The sequence below is a fragment of the Ruegeria sp. CDSB013 genome, from assembly GCF_059611165.1.
In genome coordinates, this window is sequence record NZ_JBXWPA010000002.1 from 91,435 (window position 1) to 110,827 (window position 19,393).

Here is a 19,393-nt window from a genome sequence, read left to right on the forward strand (position 1 = left end):
AAGTTATCCTCAGGCTTCTCCCCGGATTCCGATTTGCGTTCATCCCCGACTCTGGCGCAGCTTTATGGAAACAACTTGCCAGAATGCGAATCGAACTTGATGAAATCCGCAAAAAACATATTGCAGCCCGAACATCGCGCCCTGAAAACGGCCGTGCTGGTTCTGGACGAATGCAACACGCTCAGCTTTGCCTCGGCCGTTGATCCCATGCGCGCCGCCAACCGTCTAGCGGACCGCCCGGCCTTTGACTGGGACTATGTGACTGCCACGGCGGAACCGGCGATGCTGACCAGCGCCCTAAATGTTCCAGGCACACCGTTGGCTCGGTTGCAGGGCTGCGACCTGATGATTGTCATCGCGGGATTCCAACTGGCCCGTCACGCCACACCCAGCCTGCTCGCCGGATTGCGCCGCATTGCCGGTACCGGAGCCACCATGGCTGGCATCGACGGCGGCCCTTGGCTACTGGCCGAAGCCGGCCTTCTTAACGGTCACTCGGCTACAACACACTGGGAAGATCTGGAAAATTTCGCGACCCGCTTCCCTGAAGTTGATGTTCGCCCTGACCGGTTCACCGTATCAGACAACCGCCTCACATCTGGCGGCGCGATCCCCGCGGTCGAGATGATGCTACACATCATCGCCGCGCGCCACGGCGCAGGTTTTGCCGCCCGCGTGTCCGGTCTGTTCCTATACGAGGGCGCACCCGAACCGTCAAAGCCACAAAGCCGTACAGGCGCGCCGCATCGTCATACGGCTCTGACAGCAAAGGCGAACTCGTTGATGGAAAGGTCACTGGAGGACCCTCTGCCATTGGCCGACATTGCCGATACCTTGGGCACCAGCCCCCGCACCCTGCAGCAACAGTTCCGCCTGCGCCTGAATACGACGCCACAAGACCACTATCTGCAACTGCGCCTTGCCGAAGCCCGCCGCCTAGTCACCGACACGGACATGCCCCTGATGGACGTGGCACTCGCTACGGGCTTTGCCTCACAATCCAGCTTTGCCCGTGCCTTCCGCACCGCCCACGGTCTGTCAGCCAGAGACCTCCGTCAGGATCGGATCCAGCCGACACATCACTGACCGGATCCGCTTCATCTGGCTAAAAATATCCCGGGGGAGGCGCGCAAAGCAGGGAGGATGCAGAGCCCTCTTAGAACGGCATCGGATGTGCGCGATGCGCGGCACTGATATCCGATAGCACCTCATCCGCCAACACCACCTCCGTGCCCGCCAGAATATGGGCCAGCTGCGCAACCGTGGTCGCTCCAAATATGGCAGACATCATGAACGGGCGTGTCCGGCACCATGCCAGCGCCATATGCACCGGATCCAGACCATGCCGCTGGGCAATCTCCAGATAGGCATCGACGGCCCCAAACACACGCTCGTATTTTCTCCCGCCCATGGTCGGAACTAAATCCATGCGCGAACCCTTAGGCACCGCTCCGCCCTGGTATTTGCCGGTCAAAAACCCTGCCCCTAGCGGAGAAAACGCCATCAGGCCCACATCTTCGTGCACGCTTAACTCGGCCATATCGGTGTCGAAATGACGGCAGAGCAGAGAATACTCATTCTGAACCGAAGCGACCCGAGGCGCGCCCATCTGTTCTGCCAGCCGAAGCCATTGCGCGGTGCCCCATGCGCTTTCATTCGACAGGCCGAATGCGCGGATATTGCCCTTGTCGACTTGCTGTTGCAGGGCTTCAAGACACTCCTGCATATTCGCCAACACCTCATCGGTGTTGTGACCAGACGGCGCATAGTCCCAGTTCTGTCGAAACATGTAACTGCCACGATTGGGCCAGTGAATCTGATACAGATTGATGCAATCTGTCTGCAAACGACGCAGAGACCCCTCGATCGCTTCGGGAATCGTTTGCGCAGAAATCGGTGCCCCGTCGCGGGCATGGGCGAAACCTGCACCGGAATGTTTGGTCGCCAGAATATATTCTGCCCGCCGCGCGGGGTTCACCGCGTTCCAGTTGCCCAGGATTTCCTCGGTCCGCCCCACGGTCTCTTTCAAGACCGGGTTCACCGGGTACATTTCAGCGGCGTCAACGAAATTGATCCCCGCCTCCAGCGCCATATCGATCTGCGTATGTGCATCGGCCTCAGAGGTCTGCGCGCCAAACGTCATGGTTCCAAGGCACAGATCCGTCACTTCAATACCAGTGCGCCCCAATGGGTTCTTTTTCATCTCAAAATCCTTCCGCTCGCAACGCCGCGCACCCTAAAGCAGAGAACCGTCAGAGCAAGGGTGCAGGCGATCAATTCCGGTGCAACAAGGGGTTGGGCTTGTTCAAACCTCTCTGCAAAAAGCGGAATAAAGCCAAACGCAGCGCGCGGAGTTTCTGCCCCCTGTGATACGGGTATCCATGCCGATTCCAGCGAATGCGCTTTCCTTTCAAAGTTTTGGTCCGCCATGCGGACCAATGCTTTCGGTCACTGCAGCTGCGCCAATGCCGGCCTTAGGTTGCTCGTAAGATTCAGCTGAAATGAGAATTCCAAACCTCTCGTCGAACCTCATCTCTGGCCTCGTATGCCGCTATTGCTTCGTCTAGATCATCTGGTTCAAGCGCGTCCTCACCTCTGGCGATCCGCGTGACTTGCATCGTGTACCATGCAGTCACACCGCCTTCCGGAGGGTTTCTGAAACGTGGGAATTGCGGCTCGTCGCGTTGATCGGAAAGCCAAAATGATGGCAATTCTGGATCAACGACCAATGCGCGGGCCAATCCAACGAGATCGGCTTTGCCCTCTGCAATGGCGCTTTTGGCCTGTGCAAGCGTCTTGAAACCGCCCGTCACCATAAGGGGAATGTTCGTTTTCGCACGCGCACGTTCAGCAAAATCAAGAAAATAGACGCCGGAACCCGCACGATCTGATGATGACGCAGCACCCGGAAAATATGTGCCACCGCTGACATCGATCAGATCAATCGATGTTTTGTCTAATGCCGCAATGACCTCAAGGGATTCATCTTCAGCGAAGCCGCCTTCAAGTTGATCTGTCGCGTTCAACTTGATGCCCACAGGGAAATCCGGGCCAACGGCATTACGCACGGCGCTGATCACTTCCAGCAGCAGTCTCATCCGGTTTTGCAAAGAACCGCCATAGGCATCTTCGCGTTTGTTGAATAGCGGAGACAGAAACTGGTTGAGCAAGAATCCATGGGCCGCATGCAACTCAACGCCACCGAACCCAAGCCGCTTGGCAAGGTTTGCCGTGCGTGCAAATTCGGCCGGCAGCGCGTGGATCTCATCCAAGGACAGCGCGTCGCATTTCAGACCGGGCAAATCAAGTCTACTCGGACCTTTCGGCGAGCTGATCGGAGCATCCGCCATCGCACCTGCATGTCCAAGTTGCGGCCACAAATGAGCGTCGTTGGTTGCCCCTGCCTGTGCAAGTTTTCTTAGAAATGCGAAATCGGATTGATCGTTCAAAACCAAATTGCCGGGCTTCTCTGCGAAATGAGGTGTGCCCTGCACTTCGCCGATGATCGAGAGGGCGAGGCCGCCAGTTGCCCAACGCTCATAAAGTTTGATTTGATCATCACTTGGATTGCCTTTGCCGTCACCAAGCGAGTCAGACATCGCCGATTTAGCAATTCGGTTTTTAAGAGTTACGCCGCAGGGCAGAATTAGCGGTTGGCGCAAGAGAGACTGAGGTTTGTTGGACATTTGGCTCCTCAAACTTAGGCCTTAACAATTGAAAGCTGTCATTTTTGCCGTGTACGGCATCCGTCAATTTGGGCTTCAATCCGGTCATTGAGGCATTTCTGATCGCACATCTTTGCGCAATCACCACCACGCCTTCCGGAAAGCGGCTCGGGCCCTAAGCCTCAGCTTTCTTTTCCCAGCGCCCGGATTCTTCGGACCAGTATTGGGCGGAACATCCCGCACCGGTCAAAGCCTTCCACTGCCCGCGCGCGTGTTGAACGGCCTCTGCGTCATTGCCGTCGAACAGGATACATACGCGGTCCAGTTTCTTGATCTCATCGGGGTCGACCGCCGCGCCATCTACCGCCATGACACAAGACGGGTCATTGGCAGCCTGCGCCTCGGTCGTCAGCAGGATCGGCTGCGCGGCATCGTGCGGACCGCCTGCGCGGCCATGTGGCAGGAACCCTTCTTCGGGCCCCTGCCACAGCTTTTCATCCAGCCAGTCCATCCGCGCGGGATCGCTGCCCCGCACGGCAATCTTCCACCCGGCCTGCCGTGCCTTGTCCAGCAACACCGGCAAGGTATGCTCCAGCGGTTGGCGGGTCAGGTGATAGAAATAGACGGCCCCCATCGGCTTACTCGAAGTTGTCCTGAACGAAACGGCTCAGCGCGCGTACGCCCCAGCCGGTTGCGCCCTTCGGGGCGTAGGATGTCTCGGACGAGACCGAAGCCACACCGGCAATATCCAGGTGAATCCACGGCATGTCTTCCTTGACGAACCGCTGCAGGAACTGCGCTGCGGTGATCGAGCCCGCCGGGCGACCACCGACGTTCTTCATGTCGGCGATCCGCGATTTCAGCTGTTTGTCATAGGCTTCGCCCAATGGCATGCGCCATGCGCCTTCATCCTCGGCACCTGCGGCTTTCAGGAAGGCATTGCAGAACGTGTCATTGTTCGAGAAAACACCTGCATTCTCATGCCCCAGTCCGATGATGACCGCTCCGGTCAGGGTGGCCAGATCGACCATGCCCACAGGCTTGAACCGCTCTTGCGCGTACCACATCACGTCGCACAGAACCAAACGGCCCTCGGCATCGGTGTTGATGATCTCGACCGTGTCGCCCTTCATGGATTTGACCACATCGCCGGGACGGGTGGCGTTGCCTGAAGGCATGTTTTCCACCAATCCGACCAAGCCGACAACGTTGGCCTTGGCGTTGCGTTTGGCCAGCGCGCGCATTGTACCTGCCACTACGCCAGCGCCGCCCATGTCCATGGTCATGTCTTCCATGCCACCCGCAGGTTTCAGCGAGATACCACCGGTGTCGAACACCACACCCTTACCCACCAAAGCCAGCGGCGCGTCATCTTTGTCGCCGCCGTTCCACTGCATAACCACAACCTTTGACGGGCTGACAGAGCCCTGCCCGACACTCAGCAACGTGCGCATGCCCAACTCGGCCAGCTTGTCCTCTTCCAGCACTTCGACCACAAGCCCCAGTGCGTTCATCTCGTCCAGACGGTCGGCGAATTCGGTGGTGGTCAGGATATTCGCAGGCTCGTTGGTCAAATCGCGTGTCATACGGACACCGTCGGCGACCGCGTAGAGCGGTGCAAACGCAGCCTCGATCTCATCTGCCTTCTGGTGGGTTATGATGACCGAACCGGCTTCATCCGAATCCTTGGTCTTGTGCGCATCAAAATCATAGCTGCGCAGCGCGATGCCCATGGCCAGATCCTCGGCTTTGACCTGATTGCCCGACATCACCAGCAGGTCCTTGCTGCCCGCCAGCTTGGCCAGCGCAGCACCGGCCTTGCGGGCCTCGGCCGGTTCCGGACGGCGCGGCAGGACCAGAACGTCCAGCGCCTCGGCTGCCATGCCGGATGGCCACGCCATCGAGATCACGTCACCGGTTTTCACCTTTTCGAAACGCTCGCTTTCGACCAGCCGTGTCACAGCCCCGCGGGTCAGGCGGTTGGCGCGACGGGCGGCGGGGTTCATTTTGCCGTCGGACGGGATGATTATGGCCACGCGCCCTTCGGCCTGCGCCATCGCATCCATGTCGGGGTCCTGGAAACGGATCGGTACAAGACTGCTCATTGCGAACTCCTCAAAATCAGTTCCCCAAGACCTAGCCCGCGCCGCGCGGCTTGACCAGATAGCAGTTTTCCCCGGCCCGCATTTGGACTACAGTCCCGGAAAAAATCCGACAGGCTCGGGGGAGAAGGTTTTGGCAAGACAGAGCAGGCATAGGCTGTCGCGCACAATTGCGTGCAGCGGTGATTCTGGTCTGTACCCGACCAAAGGCTGTTTGCGCGTCTTTTCGGCAGGAGTTCCTTCGTGATCCTCGACCGCTACTTCGCCCGCCGATTCATTCAAAGTTTCCTGGTCATCGGCAGCATTTTCCTGACGCTGATGATTCTGATCGACCTGATCGAACAGGTGCGCCGCTTTGACGATGCAAACCTGTCCTTTGGTCAGCTGTTGCAATTGACGTTGCTGAATACGCCTGCCGCGATCAGCGAAATGCTGCCGCTGCTGGTCATCCTGTCCACGATCGCGTTGTTTATCGGTCTGGCCCGCAGTTCGGAACTGGTTGTCACCCGTGCCACTGGCCGTTCAGGCATCCGCGCCCTGTTGGCCCCTGTGGTGATCGCCCTGATCATCGGCGCACTGGCGGTTGGCATGTTGAACCCCATCGCAGCCGCCACGTCGGAAGAGTACAAACAGCTTGCCGAATCCTACAAAAACAACGGCGGATCGACGCTGTCGATCAGTGCAGATGGTCTTTGGTTGCGGCAGGGATCGGCCAATGGTCAATCCGTGATCCACGCCCAGGACACATCTAACGGCGACAGGTTCACCCTTAATCAGGTGACGATCATTACCTTCGCCCCGGACGGCACACCGACCCAGCAGATCGTAGCCGACCAGGCGGATCTGGAGAACGGTACGTGGGTTCTGACCAATGCCAAGATCTGGGCGCTGGAAGGCGGTGTGAATCCAGAAACCCACGCCACTGAACACGCGCGGCTTGAGGTTCCCACATCGCTGACACGCCAACGGATTCTGGACACGCTTGGCGATCAGGATTCCGTATCGGTCTATGACCTGCCGGAACTGATCCGCGACCTGCGCGAAGCCGGGTTTTCGACCAAGCAATATGAGGTTTGGTTGCAGGTCCAACTGGCCCGCCCCTTGTTTCTGATGTCGATGGTCCTGATCGGCGCGGCCTTCACCATGCGCCACGTGCGATTTGGCGGCACCGGGATCGCGGTTTTAACCGCCGTCCTGCTGGGATTTGGTATCTACTTCATTCGCAACTTTGCCCAAATTCTGGGGGAAAACGGTCAATTGCCTATCTTAGTCGCGGCCTGGGCCCCGCCCTTCGCAGCAATTCTTCTGTCCCTCGGCCTTTTGCTGCATGCGGAGGACGGCTGATGCGGCTTATTGCCAGTTTGTTTCTGTCCGGTGCAGTCGCACTGACCATGCCCGTGGGCGCATTCGCGCAATCTCAACCCGCTGCCGGTGCCGCGCAGGGTGCCACGCAAGAGGATCAGCCTGCCCTCCTGGTGGCCGACCGGATCTTTATCACACCCGAGCGTAATCTGGTGGCCGAAGGGAATGTCGAAGCCTTTCAGGGCGACACCAAGGTCACGGCCACGCGCATCACTTATGACCGCGAAACCGGCAATCTGTCGCTGGAAGGCCCGGTCCGCATCGATCAGGGCGGCGAAACCACGTTGCTGGCTGATTCCGCCGAATTGGATGACGGGATCATGAACGGTCTGCTGATCGGAGCCCGCATGGTATTCGATCAACAGGTTCAGATCGCCTCGGTCCAGGCTGCGCGCGCAGGGGGGCGTTACACACAGTTCAGCAAGGTCTCGGCCACGTCCTGCCATGTCTGCGCAAATGGTAAACCGCCGCTGTGGCAAATCCGCGCCCGCAAGGTCACGCATGACCAGTTGGAACGCCAATTGTATTTCGAAGGGGCACAGTTCCGGATACTGGATTTCCCGGTTTTCTACTTCCCCTATCTGCGCCTGCCCGACCCGACACTGGACCGCGCGACGGGCTTTCTTGTTCCGTCGATTCGCACCACATCGCAGTTGGGAACCGGCGTGCAGGTGCCGTATTTCTTTAAGCTTGGCGACCACAGGGACTTGACGCTGACCCCCTATATCTCGGGGAAAACTAGAACACTGGGCTATCGCTATCGCCAGGCATTCAAACGCGGCCGGATTGAGCTGAACGGTGCTTTCACCCGCGACGACCTGCAAAAAAATGAGGATCGGGGCTATCTATTTGCCAACGGTTATTTCTTCTTGAACAACGACTTCCGCCTTTTGTTTGATGTGAAGACGACCTCGGATAACGCGTATCTCGCCGACTATGGTCTGCCTGATTTTGACCGGTTGCGCAGCGAAATCGCGCTTGAGCGGATCAAACGCGATACCGCCTTCCGCACCAGTTTCATCCATTACAAATCCCTGCGAGACAGTGAAAATGAGGAAGTGATCCCATCTCGGATCTTCGACCTGTATTTCCAGAAACGTTACTTCCCAACCTCTGTCGGCGGCGAAGTACGCTTGGGCTTTGTGGCCCACAATCACACACGCACCAGCGATCAGGACATCGTTGGCCGCGATGTCGCGCGCGCCACATTCGATGCGGATTGGATGCGCAGCTGGATTTTCGCATCGGGCCTCAGGGCTGATGCCCGGTTCGGGACATCGGTGGATATCTTTGACATCCGAGATGACAGCCAGTTTCCTGACCAGGTGACCCGCGCGGCCCCCCGCGCTGCACTCACCTTGCGTTACCCGATGACCCGGCGGGAAAAGTCAGGCGCCACTCAGGTGCTTGAACCCATCGCGCAAGTCGGTTGGACGAACGTGACAGATCAAGACGTTCCCAATGACGAAAGCACGTTTCAGGAATTCGACCAGGGGAACTTGTTGTCCCTGTCTCGCTTTCCGGCCCCGGATCGTCGCGAAGACGGCGCGACGGCGGTGTTTGGGGTCAACTGGGCGCGCTATGCCGCAAATGGCTGGCGCGCGCTTGCCACTGTCGGACAGGTCTTCCGCTCGACCGCTGACCCCAACTTCAACCTAACGTCGGGCCTACAGGGCACCGCCTCCGACGTGTTGTTGGCCGGTCAGTTGCAAACCGCCAATGGCTGGTCTTTGGCGGGTCGCGGCCTGTTGAATGGTGATTTCAGCTTTGCCAAGGCCGAGGTGCGCGCAGGCTGGAACAAGCCAAATGTCGGCCTAACCGGCAGTTATGTGTGGCAGGAAAAGGATCCGGCAGAAAATGCGAATGACGAGATATCCGAAATCTGGATGAATGGCCGCTACCTTGTTGACCAGAACTGGTTGACGCAGGCCTATGCGCGCTATGACCTCAGCGAATCCGAACCGATCCGTTATGGGCTGGGCGTTACCTACCAGAATGAGTGTGTAAAAGTTAACATGACCGTTAGCAGGCGATTTACCTCATCATCAAGTATTGAGCCTTCGACAGAATTCGGGTTTACCGTAGCCCTGACAGGTTACTCCGTTGAGGGTGGCGGCCAACAGTACAAGAGAAGATGCAGTTGATTTCAGGTTTCTCGCGATTCATTCGTTCCGGTTGGCTAAAACCGGTTGCACCGGCACTGGCTGCCGCTTTGCTGGCCCTGTCCACTGGTCACAGCCAGGCTCAGAGCCTGTTTTCACCTGCGATCAAGGTGAATCAGGACATTGTCACCTGGTACGAACTTCAGCAACGCCAGCAATTCCTGACTGTTCTGGGTGCCCCTGGCGCAACCGAGGACGAAGTCCGCGACGCGTTGATCGACGAACGACTGCGCAAGCAGGCCATGCGCGACGCAGGAATCGAGGTTGCACCAGAAGACATTCAGGTGGGCATTGATGAATTTGCAGCCCGTGGTCGCCTTTCGACCGACGAATTCCTGCAATTGCTGGGCGAAGCCGGCGTTTCCCCCGAAACCGTACGGGATTTCGTCGCTGATCAGCTTTCGTGGCGCGATTACGTCAGTTCGCGCTTTCTGTCCCAAGCCAGGCCGAGCGACGACGAGATTAACCGGGCTTTAGGACAGGCCGGGAGCGGCGGGCTTCAGGTTCTGTTGTCGGAAATAATCATTCCGGTCACTCCGCAGACCCTTGCACAAGCCGAATTGCTGGCCGAAGAGATTGCTCAGGTTGAAGGTTTCGATGCGTTTTCTTCTGCTGCCACGCAGTATTCAGCTGCTGGCACACGCGATGACGGCGGGCGTTTGGAATGGCTGAACCTGACCGACTTGCCCCCTGCCCTGCAACCTGTGATTCTGGGTCTCAAATCAGGCGACATCACGCAGCCTTTGTCGTTGCCCAATGCCATCGCCCTGTTCCAGCTGCGCGGCTTGCGCGAAGTCAGCACCAGCGCGCCGCGATACTCCAAGATCGACTACGCAATTTACAACATGGCCGGCGGTCGTAGTGCCGAAACTCTGGCCAGCGCTGCCCAGCTGCGCGAACAGATCGATACCTGCGACGACCTCTATGGCATCGCCAAGGATCAACCTGCCGCAGTCCTGCAACGTGTTGAAGCCAGCCCCTCCGAGATCCCGCGCGACGTAGCGCTTGAGCTGTCCAAGCTGGACCTGAACGAAGTTTCGACGACGCTGACGGGGAACAATGGCCAGACTCTGAAGTTCCTGATGCTGTGCACACGCACATTGGACCGGGGCGAAGACACCACGCGCGTGGATGTGGCCAACGCCCTGACGCAACAGCGTCTGCAGGCCTTTGCCGAAAGTCTGGTTGAACAGCTCCGCGCCGACGCGACGATTATCGAGCAATGACCGCGCCCATCGCGCTAAGCTGTGGCGATCCTGCTGGCGTTGGACCTGAAATCGCCGCCAAGGCATGGTCTGAACTGCGCGCGAGCTGCCCGTTTTTCTATATCGGGGATGCGGCACATCTGCCCGCAGGCACGCCCACGCAGCGGATCAGCGATCCGGCGCAGGCCAATGAAATCAGCGCCAGTGCCCTGCCTGTTCTGCAATTGAGCTTTCCCGCCACAAACACAGCAGGCCAACCAGATCCGTCCAATGCGCCCAGTGTGATCGACGCCATCGAAACCGGTGTTTCTCTGGTGCAATCCGGCGCGGCGTCGGCGCTGTGCACTGCACCGATCCACAAAAAAGCCCTGATCGACGGGGCCGGGTTCGCCTATCCCGGCCATACCGAATTTCTCGCCGCTCTAGCCGGGCGCAAGCGTGTCGTTATGATGCTCGCCAGCGATCAGCTTCGCGTGGTGCCCGCAACGATCCACATCCCGCTGTCGCGCGTCCCGTCTGAGCTTACCCCCGATCTGCTGCGCGAAACCATCGCCATTACCGCTGAAGGCCTGCGCAGACAGTTTGGTATCCCCCATCCCCACATCGCCATTGCAGGCCTCAACCCGCATGCGGGCGAAGGCGGTAAAATGGGGCATGAAGAACTGGACTGGATCGCCCCTCTGATATCTGATTTGCCGGGCGATACCTGCACGGTTACCGGCCCACACCCGGCGGACACGATGTTCCACGCCGCCGCCCGCGCCCGATATGACGCCGCAATTGCCATGTATCACGATCAGGCACTGATCCCGATCAAGACACTCGACTTCGACCGTGGCGTGAACGTGACCCTCGGCCTGCCCTTCATTCGCACCTCGCCCGATCACGGCACCGCATTGGATATCGCCGGGCAGGGCATAGCAAACCCCACCAGTCTGATCGAGGCACTGAAACTGGCCCAACGGATGGCACAAAGCGCTTGATCCTTCACCTGGCTGAAAATATCCCCGCCGGAGGCAAAAAATCACTGGCGTTCCCCCCCGGACACGCGCCACGGTAATCGGATCATGAGTTCAATCGACACCCTTCCCCCTCTGCGCGAGGTTATCGCGACACATCAACTCTCGGCGCGTAAATCGCTGGGGCAGAACTTTCTACTGGACCTCAACCTGACAGCCAAGATCGCGCGGCAGGCAGGGGATCTGACGGAATGCGACGTGCTGGAAATCGGCCCCGGCCCCGGTGGTCTGACCCGCGGTCTGTTGTCCGAAGGTGCGCGCAAGGTCGTCGCGGTCGAAAAAGACACCCGCTGTATCGCTGCCCTGAACGACATCGCTGCTGCTTACCCGGGTCGTCTTGAGGTCATCAACGGCGACGCACTGGAAATCGACCCGCTGGCGCATCTGACCCCACCTATCCGCATTGCCGCAAACCTGCCGTATAACGTTGGCACCGAATTACTGGTGCGCTGGCTGACCCCACCCGAATGGCCGCCGTTCTGGCAAAGCCTGACGCTGATGTTCCAACGCGAAGTCGCCGAACGCATCGTTGCCCAACCCGGGGGCAAAGCCTATGGCCGACTTGCGATCCTTGCCCAATGGCGGGCCGAGGCGCGCATCGCTATGTCCCTGCCGCCCGGGGCTTTTACGCCTCCGCCAAAGGTCTCAAGCGCTGTTGTGCATCTAACGGCCCTGCCCGAACCGCGCTACCCGGCAGATGCCCGGGTTTTGTCGCGCGTCGTGGCCGCAGCCTTCAACCAGCGCCGCAAGATGCTGCGCGCATCGCTAAAAGGCGTGGCGCCTGATATCGAGGACCGCCTGCTCGCGGCTGGTATCCAACCCACAGAGCGCGCCGAACAAGTCCCGCTCGAAGCGTTCTGTGCGCTGGCCCGGGAAGTTCAAAAAAGCTAATGCGCAAAGAAAAAGCCCCGGAGTGAACTCCGGGGCTTTTTGAACTCTATGGCAGAAATTACTCAGCCGCTTCCGGTGCATCACCGTTGCTTGTCGGTGCGTCCTCTGCCCCCTCTGGCGCGGGCTTTGGCTTACGCGTACGCGGGCGACGCGGTGCTTTTTCTTTTTTCGCCGGTGCTTCGGCGGCCGCAGCGGCATCCTTGCTTTCCGGGGTCTCGACCAAACCGGATTCCGGGGTGGCTGCCTCGGGTGTAAAATCCATCACGTCCGGTTGCGGCGCTTCGGCCGGGTCCGACTGACGGGCAGCAGCTTCGCGCTCCTGGCGCTCGGCGCGTTCGCGATCCCGCTCGGCCTGACGCTCACGGTTCTGGCGATCTTGCTCTTCGCGGCGCGCTTCCATTTCGCGCTGTGCCTCACTCAACAGGCGCAGATAGTGTTCTGCGTGCTGCTGAAAGTTCTCGGCGGCCACACGGTCATTGGACAGTTGGGCGTCGCGCGTCAACTGATTGTATTTGTCGATAATCTGCTGGGGCGTACCACGCACCTTGCCTTCGGGACCCGAGCTGTCAAAAACCCGGTTGACGACATTGCCCCCAGAAGGACGGTTGCGGTTATTCTTGACCCGAGAGCGGGATTTGGAAGATCTCATTTACTTTACGTCAGCCTTGTCATTCGCTGTCGATCATCTCGCATCCTGCACTGCTCAAAAGCTTAGCTGTGACGCGATGTCGACTATTTTGGGCTTGGCGTCCGGGGCCCGCTGAACCAGCGTCAGCCCTCCGACTGGTGTTGAGTAAACACGTCCTGTGCGTACAGACAAGGGGGTTGTCCCAAAAATCGCAGCTTTTTTACATTAATCGGCGTATTTCGGCCTCAGGTTGCCGCATTAAAGCGGCATTTTGGCAAAAACGACGCGATCGCGGCCGTCCAGATCGGGAATGATCCTTGTGGCTGTCAAACCCGCCGACTCGAACAAAGCCGCGACGCTTTGCCCCTGCGTTGGCCCGATTTCCACCAGCAGACGACCGCCGGGCAATAGAAAGTTCGGCGCACCCGCGGCGATGCGGCGATAGGCACCCAGCCCGTCCCCTTCGTCCGTCAGCGCCATGCGCGGTTCATGCACGCGCACTTCTGGCGAAAGGTCGGCCATTTCTTGCAGTGAAATGTAGGGGGGGTTCGAAACGATCAGATCAAACTGGCCGTCAATATTCTGAAACCAGTCCGATTGCAGAATTTCCACCCGGCTCTGTACCTGATGCTGCACTGCATTTGCGCTGGCCTGTAGACAGGCGGCCTCGCTCAGGTCCGCGCCAACACCCGAAGCGCTGGCCCGTTCGGCCAGCAACGTGATCAGGATACAACCTGATCCGACCCCCAGATCCAGAACATGATCGAACGGTTCGCTGAGCGCGGCTTCGATCAGCGCTTCGGTTTCCGGCCGTGGGTCCAGCACATCGCGACTGACACGGAACCGTCGGCCATAAAACTCACGCTCGCCCAACAGATGCGACACCGGAACACGCACCGCACGCAGCGAGATCAACTGATCATAACGCTCTGCAACCTCAGGAGACAGCTCTTCGGGCGCAATCAGAGTGACCCGGCTGGCTTCGATCCGCGCCGCATGGGCAAGCAGAACGCGCGCATCCCGCGCCGGGTCAGCCACGCCAGCCGCCCGCAATCGCGCTGTAGCCGCGACCATCGCCTGTGCTGCTGTCAGTGCGGCGATCATTGCGCCATATCTGCCAGCAGCCGCGCCTGATCGTCGGCAGTCAATGCGTCGATCACCTCATCCAGATCGCCCTGCATCACCTGATCCAACTTATAGAGCGTCAGATTGATGCGGTGATCGGTCATGCGCCCCTGTGGGAAATTGTAGGTTCTGATCCGCTCGGACCGATCCCCCGATCCCACCTGACTGGCCCGGTCCGCAGACCGTTCACTGTCGATCCGCTGACGCTCCTGATCATACAGTCGGGTTTTGAGCACTTGCATCGCAATCTCGCGGTTGCGGTGCTGCGATTTCTCCGAGCTTGTCACAACGATCCCCGTCGGCAGGTGAGTGATCCGCACCGCCGAGTCGGTGGTGTTCACGTGCTGCCCCCCAGCACCCGAGCTGCGCATAGTGTCGATGCGAATATCATTGGCGTCGATCTGGATATCCACATCCTCGGCCTCGGGCAAAACCGCGACCGTCGCAGCCGAGGTGTGAATGCGCCCCCCACTTTCGGTTTCCGGCACGCGCTGCACCCGGTGCACGCCGGACTCGTATTTCATCCGGGCAAACACGTTCTCGCCCTTGATATGGGCCACGACCTCCTTGATCCCACCCAGGTCCGAGGCCTGTTCTTCGATGATCTCAAACTTCCATCCCCGCGCTTCGGAATAGCGCTGGTACATGCGCAGAAGGTCCCCGGCGAACAGCGCGGCCTCATCGCCGCCAGTTCCGGGACGGATTTCCAGCATCGCCGGACGCGCATCCGCCGCATCACGGGGCAACAGCGCAAGCTGCAAGGCGTGTTCGGATTCGGGGATGCGGGTCTTCAACGCCGGAATTTCTTCTTCCGCCAGTTCTTTCATGTCGGGGTCGGCCAGCATCGCCTCGGCCTCGGCCAGATCGGCGACCAGCTGACGCCACGCCATGATCTGATCCACAATCGGTTTGAGGTCGGAATATTCTTTGGCCAAGGCCGCAATATCCCCACCCGAGGCACCATCTGCCATGGCCGCTTCGAGGTACTGGAATCGCTGGGTTATCTGTTCAAGTCGTTCTTCGGGGATCATCCGGGCGGTGTCTATCAATCCGGCCCTTTGGTCAAGGCCCCTCACTATGCTAGGCTAATGCACATGAAACGGTTCATACTTGTTTTTACACTGCTCGTAACGCCCGCCCTGGCCGACGTGGTCGGCCCCGGCGGCAAGGTTCAGGACTGTTATTGCACCGACAAATCCGGAACCCGCGTCGAACTGGGCGAGATGATCTGCCTGCAGGTCGACGGCCGCATGTTCATGGCGCAATGCCAGATGTCTCTGAACGTACCGATGTGGCGCGAGGTTCAGGAGGGGTGCCTGTCCTCAGGGCTGCAACAGAGCAAGCCACTCATCAACACGAGCGCGGTTTACCCCAAAATCTGACCGCCCAAACCTGAGACGAGCATAGATGCGAAGCGTGTCTCCGTCCTGTTGCACTGTCGTGTAGTCTGGAAAGACGATCACTTTCGTGCGTGTGATGTAGGTAATCATCCCTTCATCAACAGACCCGGCCAGAACTGATGTTCGGTCTGAAACGCGTGCGAACGCATCCAGCCGCAGCAGGCCATCCGGCCCCATTTCGACCACGCGGACAACACCTCCATCAAGATCAAGGTCATGATCGCTGACCGGCGCAATATGCCATTTCTCCGGGTCTGAGGGGGCAAGCCGAATGTATACCCCGAATAGAACCAGCAGGCCAACGATTACCCAAACCATCATCTTTTTGTCCAAGGTTATTCCGCCAGTCTACAGGTCGAGCCCTCATCTTTGTTGGGCAAGGTGACAAACGCTCACGGTTGAATAAACTACAACACAAACACGCGCGCTAGGGCTAAAGGAATTCTTCATGGAGATCGTAATCTGGATTTTTGAGGAACTTGCATGGGTGGCTATCCCGTTTGTATTTTTCATGCTTTACATGCATTTCTCGAAAAATAGAAGTTCTCAGGATCGTAGCCCCTCAAATAGCAATTCGGAATACTACAGCTCTGGTGTAGATCCTGATTGCAAATAGGTAGATCACAGTAATTACCTGCCTCTAGCGCGACGTCACGCCTGGCAGGATGCACAGCAACTCAAACAACAGATTGGCCGCCGTGAGCGCCGTATTTCCTGACGGATCGTATGGCGGCGACACCTCGACCAGATCGCATCCGACCACGTTCACGCCTGCCAGCGCATGGATCAGCTGCAAGGCTTGCGGCGTGGTCAGCCCTCCGATTTCCGGTGTGCCGGTGCCGGGGGCATATGCTGGGTCCAGGCTGTCGATGTCATAGGTGATATAGACCGGGTGGTCGCCGATCGTTTTGCGGATTTGTGAGCCGATCTCAGTCAGGTTCTGCTGCCACAGCTCCCACGCCGGGAATTGGCGAAAGCCCCAGTCCTGCGCCTCGGTAAAGTCGCTGGCCGCGTAACCCGAACCGCGAATGCCGATCTGAAAAGTCTTGTCCGGGACGATCAGCTTTTCTTCATAGGCGCGGCGAAAGACAGTGCCGTGCGTTTCCCGCTCGCCAAACATCTCTTCGTTCACGTCGGCATGGGCATCCACATGCACAAGCGCCACCGGTCCGTGCTTGGCGGCAATGGCGCGCAGGATCGGCAACGTGATCGAATGATCACCTCCCATCGCAACCGGGATAACCGCCTGATCGAGAATGGAATCGTAGCTTTCCTTGATGATCTTCAGGCATTCGGCCAGCGAAAAGGTATTGATCGCCAGATCGCCGATATCCGCAATCTGCAGGCTGTCGAACGGAGCGGCCGAATTGGCCATGTTATAAGGCCGGATCATCGCGCTTTCACTGCGGATCTGTTTCGGCCCGAACCGCGTGCCGGACCGCCATGAGGTGCCGATATCCATCGGAATGCCCAGCACGGCCACATCCAGTCCTGCCAGCGACTCCGCCTGCGGCAAACGCATGAACGTGTTCGGCCCGGAAAACCGAGCCAGATCATTGCCGCTGATCGGTTGATTATAGTCTGTCATGCCCGTATTTCTCCCGTCCGGCTTTTGGTTAATCAGATACCGGAAAGATGGCTAACCAAAGGTTAATCTTGCACCAGCTTATTCCACCCCAGCAGACAGATGATCTGAGTGGCGACATGCGCACCAGCAATGGCCGTTGCACCTGACGTGTCGTAGGGCGGCGACACTTCGACCACGTCCCCGCCTTTGATGTTGATCCCTGCGATATCGCGCAGGATGATCTGCGCCTGAATGGAACTCAGACCACCCCAAACGGGTGTGCCGGTGCCGGGGGCAAAGGCCGGGTCCAGGCCGTCGATGTCAAAGCTCAGATAGACCGGGCTGTCCCCCAGAATGCCTTTGATCTTTTGCGCCACCGCGGCGGGGCCGGATTCGTATACCTCGCGCGCGTCGATGATGTTGACGCCCAGAGTGTCCTCGTTCGTCGTGCGAATACCGACCTGAACCGAGCGTTTCGGGTCCACGATCCCGGATTTCACCGCCTTGTAAAACATCGTCCCGTGATCCACGCGGGACATGTCGTCATCGGCCCAAGTATCTGTATGCGCATCGAATTGCAGCAGAGAAATCGGCCCGTATTTCTCAGCATAGGCCTTGAGGATCGGGAAGCTGATATAGTGATCACCGCCTAACGTGACCGAAGACACATCAGCGGCCAGAATGGTGCGGATGTGGTCGGTCAACGTATCGGGAAAGGCAGGGATATTGGCATAGTCATAAGCCATGTCTCCGTAATCCACGATTGCCAACTCGCTGAGCGCATCGAACGGCCAGCCGTAGGGCGCATCCGGCGATTGCAGCGCGCTGGCCTCACGTATGGCACGCGGTCCAAGACGGGTACCCGGACGGTTCGTCACCGCTTGATCAAAGGGCACACCTGTGACTGCGATATCCACGCCTTTCAGGTCCTTAGTGTAAAGGCGACGCAGGAACGAGGTCGCGCCGCCAAAGGTGTTCTCGTAGGACAGTCCCTTGAGATCAGGATTGGTGAATGCCTCGTCCACCTGGTTCTTTGCGTCTTCCAGTGCCATGTCTTCCCCCCGTCAGCCCAGCGGCTGCGCCTTTTCGACGATCCGTGCAAAGAACGAAGCGCCGATCGGCGCGATCTCGTCGTTGAAATTGTATTTCGGATGGTGCAGCCCGGCGCTCTCGCCCTGCCCTAGAAACAGATAGGCGCCGGGGCGCGATTGCAGCATGTACGAGAAATCCTCAGCCCCCATCTCGCGTCCCATGTTGCCCACCACACGCTCGGCCCCCGACACATCTCGGGCCACCTCGGCAGCGAACCCGGCCTTTTCGCCATCATTGATCGTGGCCGGATAGTTCTTTTCATAGTCCAGCCGCGCCTCGACCCCGTATGAGGTCGCTTGCCCCTGCACGATTTGCTGCATACGCTCGATCACCATCTGCTGAACGTTTGGATCGAAGGTTCGGACGGTTCCGTTGATGAATGCCGTATCGGGGATCACGTTGTTCACTGTCCCGGTGTGGATTTGCGTGACCGAGACGACCAGGTCGTCCAGCGCATAGTTGTTGCGGCTAACAATCGTCTGGATCGCCTGCGCGATACCACAAGCCGCCATCACCGGGTCGCGGGCTTCATGCGGCATGGCCCCGTGACCACCAACGCCCTGAATATGAATCTCGAACGTATCCACCGCCGCCATGATCGGCCCCGGAGTGGTGTGAAATGCGCCTTCAGGCAGGTTCGGTGCATTATGCAGCGCATAGACCTGAGAGATGTCGAACCGGTCCATGATGCCTTCTTCGACCATCACGCCCGCGCCGCCGCCTTCTTCTTCGGCTGGCTGAAAAATGAGCGCCACACGGCCGCGAAAATTCCGCGTTTCGGCCAGATAGCGCGCCGCACCCAACAGCATCGTAGTGTGCCCGTCATGACCGCAGGCGTGCATCTTGCCCGGATTGGTCGAGGCGTATTCAACGCCCGTTTCCTCAGGGATCGGCAGCGCGTCCATATCGGCGCGCAGACCAATCGTCGGCCCCTCGCCCCGCCCGTTGATGATCGCGACGATCCCGGTCTGGGCAATACCTTCGTGCAGCTCGTCCACTCCGAATTCGCGCAGACGGTCCGCTACGAACGCTGCCGTTTCATGGCATTCGAACTCCAACTCGGGGATCGAATGCAAGTGTTTGCGCCATGCGGCCATATCGGCTGAGTAATCGGCAATTCGGTTGACGACGGGCATCTGGGGTGGACTCCTGATCGGGACTGCGGAATGGATGCA

19 protein-coding genes are annotated in these 19,393 nt (G+C 58.9%); 7 read left to right on the top strand and 12 right to left on the bottom strand.

Going from position 1 to position 19,393, the window contains the following annotated elements; all coding sequences use genetic code 11:
- Positions 1 to 99 precede the first annotated feature (99 nt).
- Positions 100 to 1,086: a GlxA family transcriptional regulator gene (locus AC2FJF_RS03925; protein WP_496723129.1), complete on the top strand. Its 987-nt coding sequence runs from the start codon at positions 100 to 102 to the stop codon at positions 1,084 to 1,086.
- A 70-nt stretch (positions 1,087 to 1,156) separates the two neighbouring features.
- On the opposite strand, the gene AC2FJF_RS03930 is transcribed toward AC2FJF_RS03925, so the two are convergent.
- The 5 genes from AC2FJF_RS03930 to AC2FJF_RS03950 form a co-directional block, all read right to left on the bottom strand.
- Positions 1,157 to 2,203, bottom strand: a complete 1,047-nt coding sequence (locus AC2FJF_RS03930) for an aldo/keto reductase (protein WP_496723131.1) — start codon at positions 2,201 to 2,203, stop codon at positions 1,157 to 1,159.
- Positions 2,200 to 2,430, bottom strand: a complete 231-nt coding sequence (locus tag AC2FJF_RS03935; protein WP_496723134.1) for a hypothetical protein — start codon at positions 2,428 to 2,430, stop codon at positions 2,200 to 2,202. The genes AC2FJF_RS03930 and AC2FJF_RS03935 overlap by 4 nt, the downstream gene beginning before the upstream one ends.
- A 62-nt stretch (positions 2,431 to 2,492) precedes the next feature.
- Positions 2,493 to 3,686, bottom strand: coding sequence for an NADH:flavin oxidoreductase/NADH oxidase family protein (locus tag AC2FJF_RS03940; protein ID WP_496723136.1), 1,194 nt, complete (start codon positions 3,684 to 3,686; stop codon positions 2,493 to 2,495).
- A 154-nt stretch (positions 3,687 to 3,840) separates the two neighbouring features.
- Complete coding sequence (locus AC2FJF_RS03945) at positions 3,841 to 4,299, bottom strand: DNA polymerase III subunit chi (RefSeq protein WP_282118261.1); 459 nt, start codon at positions 4,297 to 4,299, stop codon at positions 3,841 to 3,843.
- 4 nt (positions 4,300 to 4,303) lie between these two features.
- Positions 4,304 to 5,770 carry a leucyl aminopeptidase gene (locus AC2FJF_RS03950; RefSeq protein ID WP_496723139.1) on the bottom strand — a complete coding sequence of 489 codons (1,467 nt, stop codon included), beginning with the start codon at positions 5,768 to 5,770 and terminating at the stop codon, positions 4,304 to 4,306.
- A gap of 240 nt (positions 5,771 to 6,010) precedes the next feature.
- Between AC2FJF_RS03950 and lptG the strand changes: the two genes are divergently transcribed.
- From lptG to rsmA, 5 genes are all read left to right on the top strand, one after another.
- A complete protein-coding gene (gene lptG, locus AC2FJF_RS03955) occupies positions 6,011 to 7,111 on the top strand; it encodes an LPS export ABC transporter permease LptG (protein WP_058277603.1) in 1,101 nt (366 codons plus the stop codon).
- Entirely contained in the window at positions 7,111 to 9,273 is a 2,163-nt protein-coding gene (locus AC2FJF_RS03960; RefSeq protein WP_496723141.1) for an LPS-assembly protein LptD, read from the top strand. The genes lptG and AC2FJF_RS03960 overlap by 1 nt, the downstream gene beginning before the upstream one ends.
- Positions 9,264 to 10,517, top strand: coding sequence for a peptidylprolyl isomerase (locus AC2FJF_RS03965; protein ID WP_496723143.1), 1,254 nt, complete (start codon positions 9,264 to 9,266; stop codon positions 10,515 to 10,517). The genes AC2FJF_RS03960 and AC2FJF_RS03965 overlap by 10 nt, the downstream gene beginning before the upstream one ends.
- Positions 10,514 to 11,479: a 4-hydroxythreonine-4-phosphate dehydrogenase PdxA gene (pdxA, locus tag AC2FJF_RS03970; protein ID WP_496723145.1), complete on the top strand. Its 966-nt coding sequence runs from the start codon at positions 10,514 to 10,516 to the stop codon at positions 11,477 to 11,479. Before AC2FJF_RS03965 ends, pdxA begins: the two co-directional genes overlap by 4 nt.
- 84 nt (positions 11,480 to 11,563) lie before the next feature.
- Positions 11,564 to 12,406: a 16S rRNA (adenine(1518)-N(6)/adenine(1519)-N(6))-dimethyltransferase RsmA gene (gene rsmA, locus AC2FJF_RS03975; protein ID WP_113790091.1), complete on the top strand. Its 843-nt coding sequence runs from the start codon at positions 11,564 to 11,566 to the stop codon at positions 12,404 to 12,406.
- Between the two features lie 58 nt (positions 12,407 to 12,464).
- Here rsmA and AC2FJF_RS03980 read toward each other — a convergent pair whose 3' ends face one another.
- From AC2FJF_RS03980 to prfA, 3 genes are all read right to left on the bottom strand, one after another.
- Entirely contained in the window at positions 12,465 to 13,055 is a 591-nt protein-coding gene (locus tag AC2FJF_RS03980; protein ID WP_496723147.1) for a DUF4167 domain-containing protein, read from the bottom strand.
- Positions 13,056 to 13,292: 237 nt separating this feature from the next.
- Positions 13,293 to 14,138 carry a peptide chain release factor N(5)-glutamine methyltransferase gene (gene prmC / locus AC2FJF_RS03985; RefSeq protein ID WP_496723150.1) on the bottom strand — a complete coding sequence of 282 codons (846 nt, stop codon included), beginning with the start codon at positions 14,136 to 14,138 and terminating at the stop codon, positions 13,293 to 13,295.
- A complete protein-coding gene (gene prfA / locus AC2FJF_RS03990) occupies positions 14,135 to 15,190 on the bottom strand; it encodes a peptide chain release factor 1 (RefSeq protein WP_496723849.1) in 1,056 nt (351 codons plus the stop codon). Before prfA ends, prmC begins: the two co-directional genes overlap by 4 nt.
- Positions 15,191 to 15,253: 63 nt before the next feature.
- Here prfA and AC2FJF_RS03995 point away from each other — a divergent pair, with 63 nt between their 5' ends.
- On the top strand, positions 15,254 to 15,541 hold the full coding sequence (locus AC2FJF_RS03995; protein WP_496723152.1) for a hypothetical protein: 288 nt from the start codon (positions 15,254 to 15,256) through the stop codon (positions 15,539 to 15,541).
- Here AC2FJF_RS03995 and AC2FJF_RS04000 read toward each other — a convergent pair.
- The 4 genes from AC2FJF_RS04000 to AC2FJF_RS04015 all read right to left on the bottom strand — a co-directional run bounded on the left by AC2FJF_RS04000 (position 15,482) and on the right by AC2FJF_RS04015 (position 19,354).
- Positions 15,482 to 15,880, bottom strand: a complete 399-nt coding sequence (locus tag AC2FJF_RS04000) for a DUF1499 domain-containing protein (RefSeq protein WP_496723154.1) — start codon at positions 15,878 to 15,880, stop codon at positions 15,482 to 15,484. The genes AC2FJF_RS03995 and AC2FJF_RS04000 overlap by 60 nt on opposite strands.
- Before the next feature lie 319 nt (positions 15,881 to 16,199).
- Positions 16,200 to 17,147: an agmatinase gene (gene speB, locus AC2FJF_RS04005; protein WP_496723156.1), complete on the bottom strand. Its 948-nt coding sequence runs from the start codon at positions 17,145 to 17,147 to the stop codon at positions 16,200 to 16,202.
- 62 nt (positions 17,148 to 17,209) lie between these two features.
- A complete protein-coding gene (speB, locus tag AC2FJF_RS04010; protein ID WP_496723158.1) occupies positions 17,210 to 18,178 on the bottom strand; it encodes an agmatinase in 969 nt (322 codons plus the stop codon).
- Between the two features lie 12 nt (positions 18,179 to 18,190).
- Positions 18,191 to 19,354: a M20 aminoacylase family protein gene (locus tag AC2FJF_RS04015; RefSeq protein ID WP_496723160.1), complete on the bottom strand. Its 1,164-nt coding sequence runs from the start codon at positions 19,352 to 19,354 to the stop codon at positions 18,191 to 18,193.
- Positions 19,355 to 19,393: the final 39 nt, after the last annotated feature.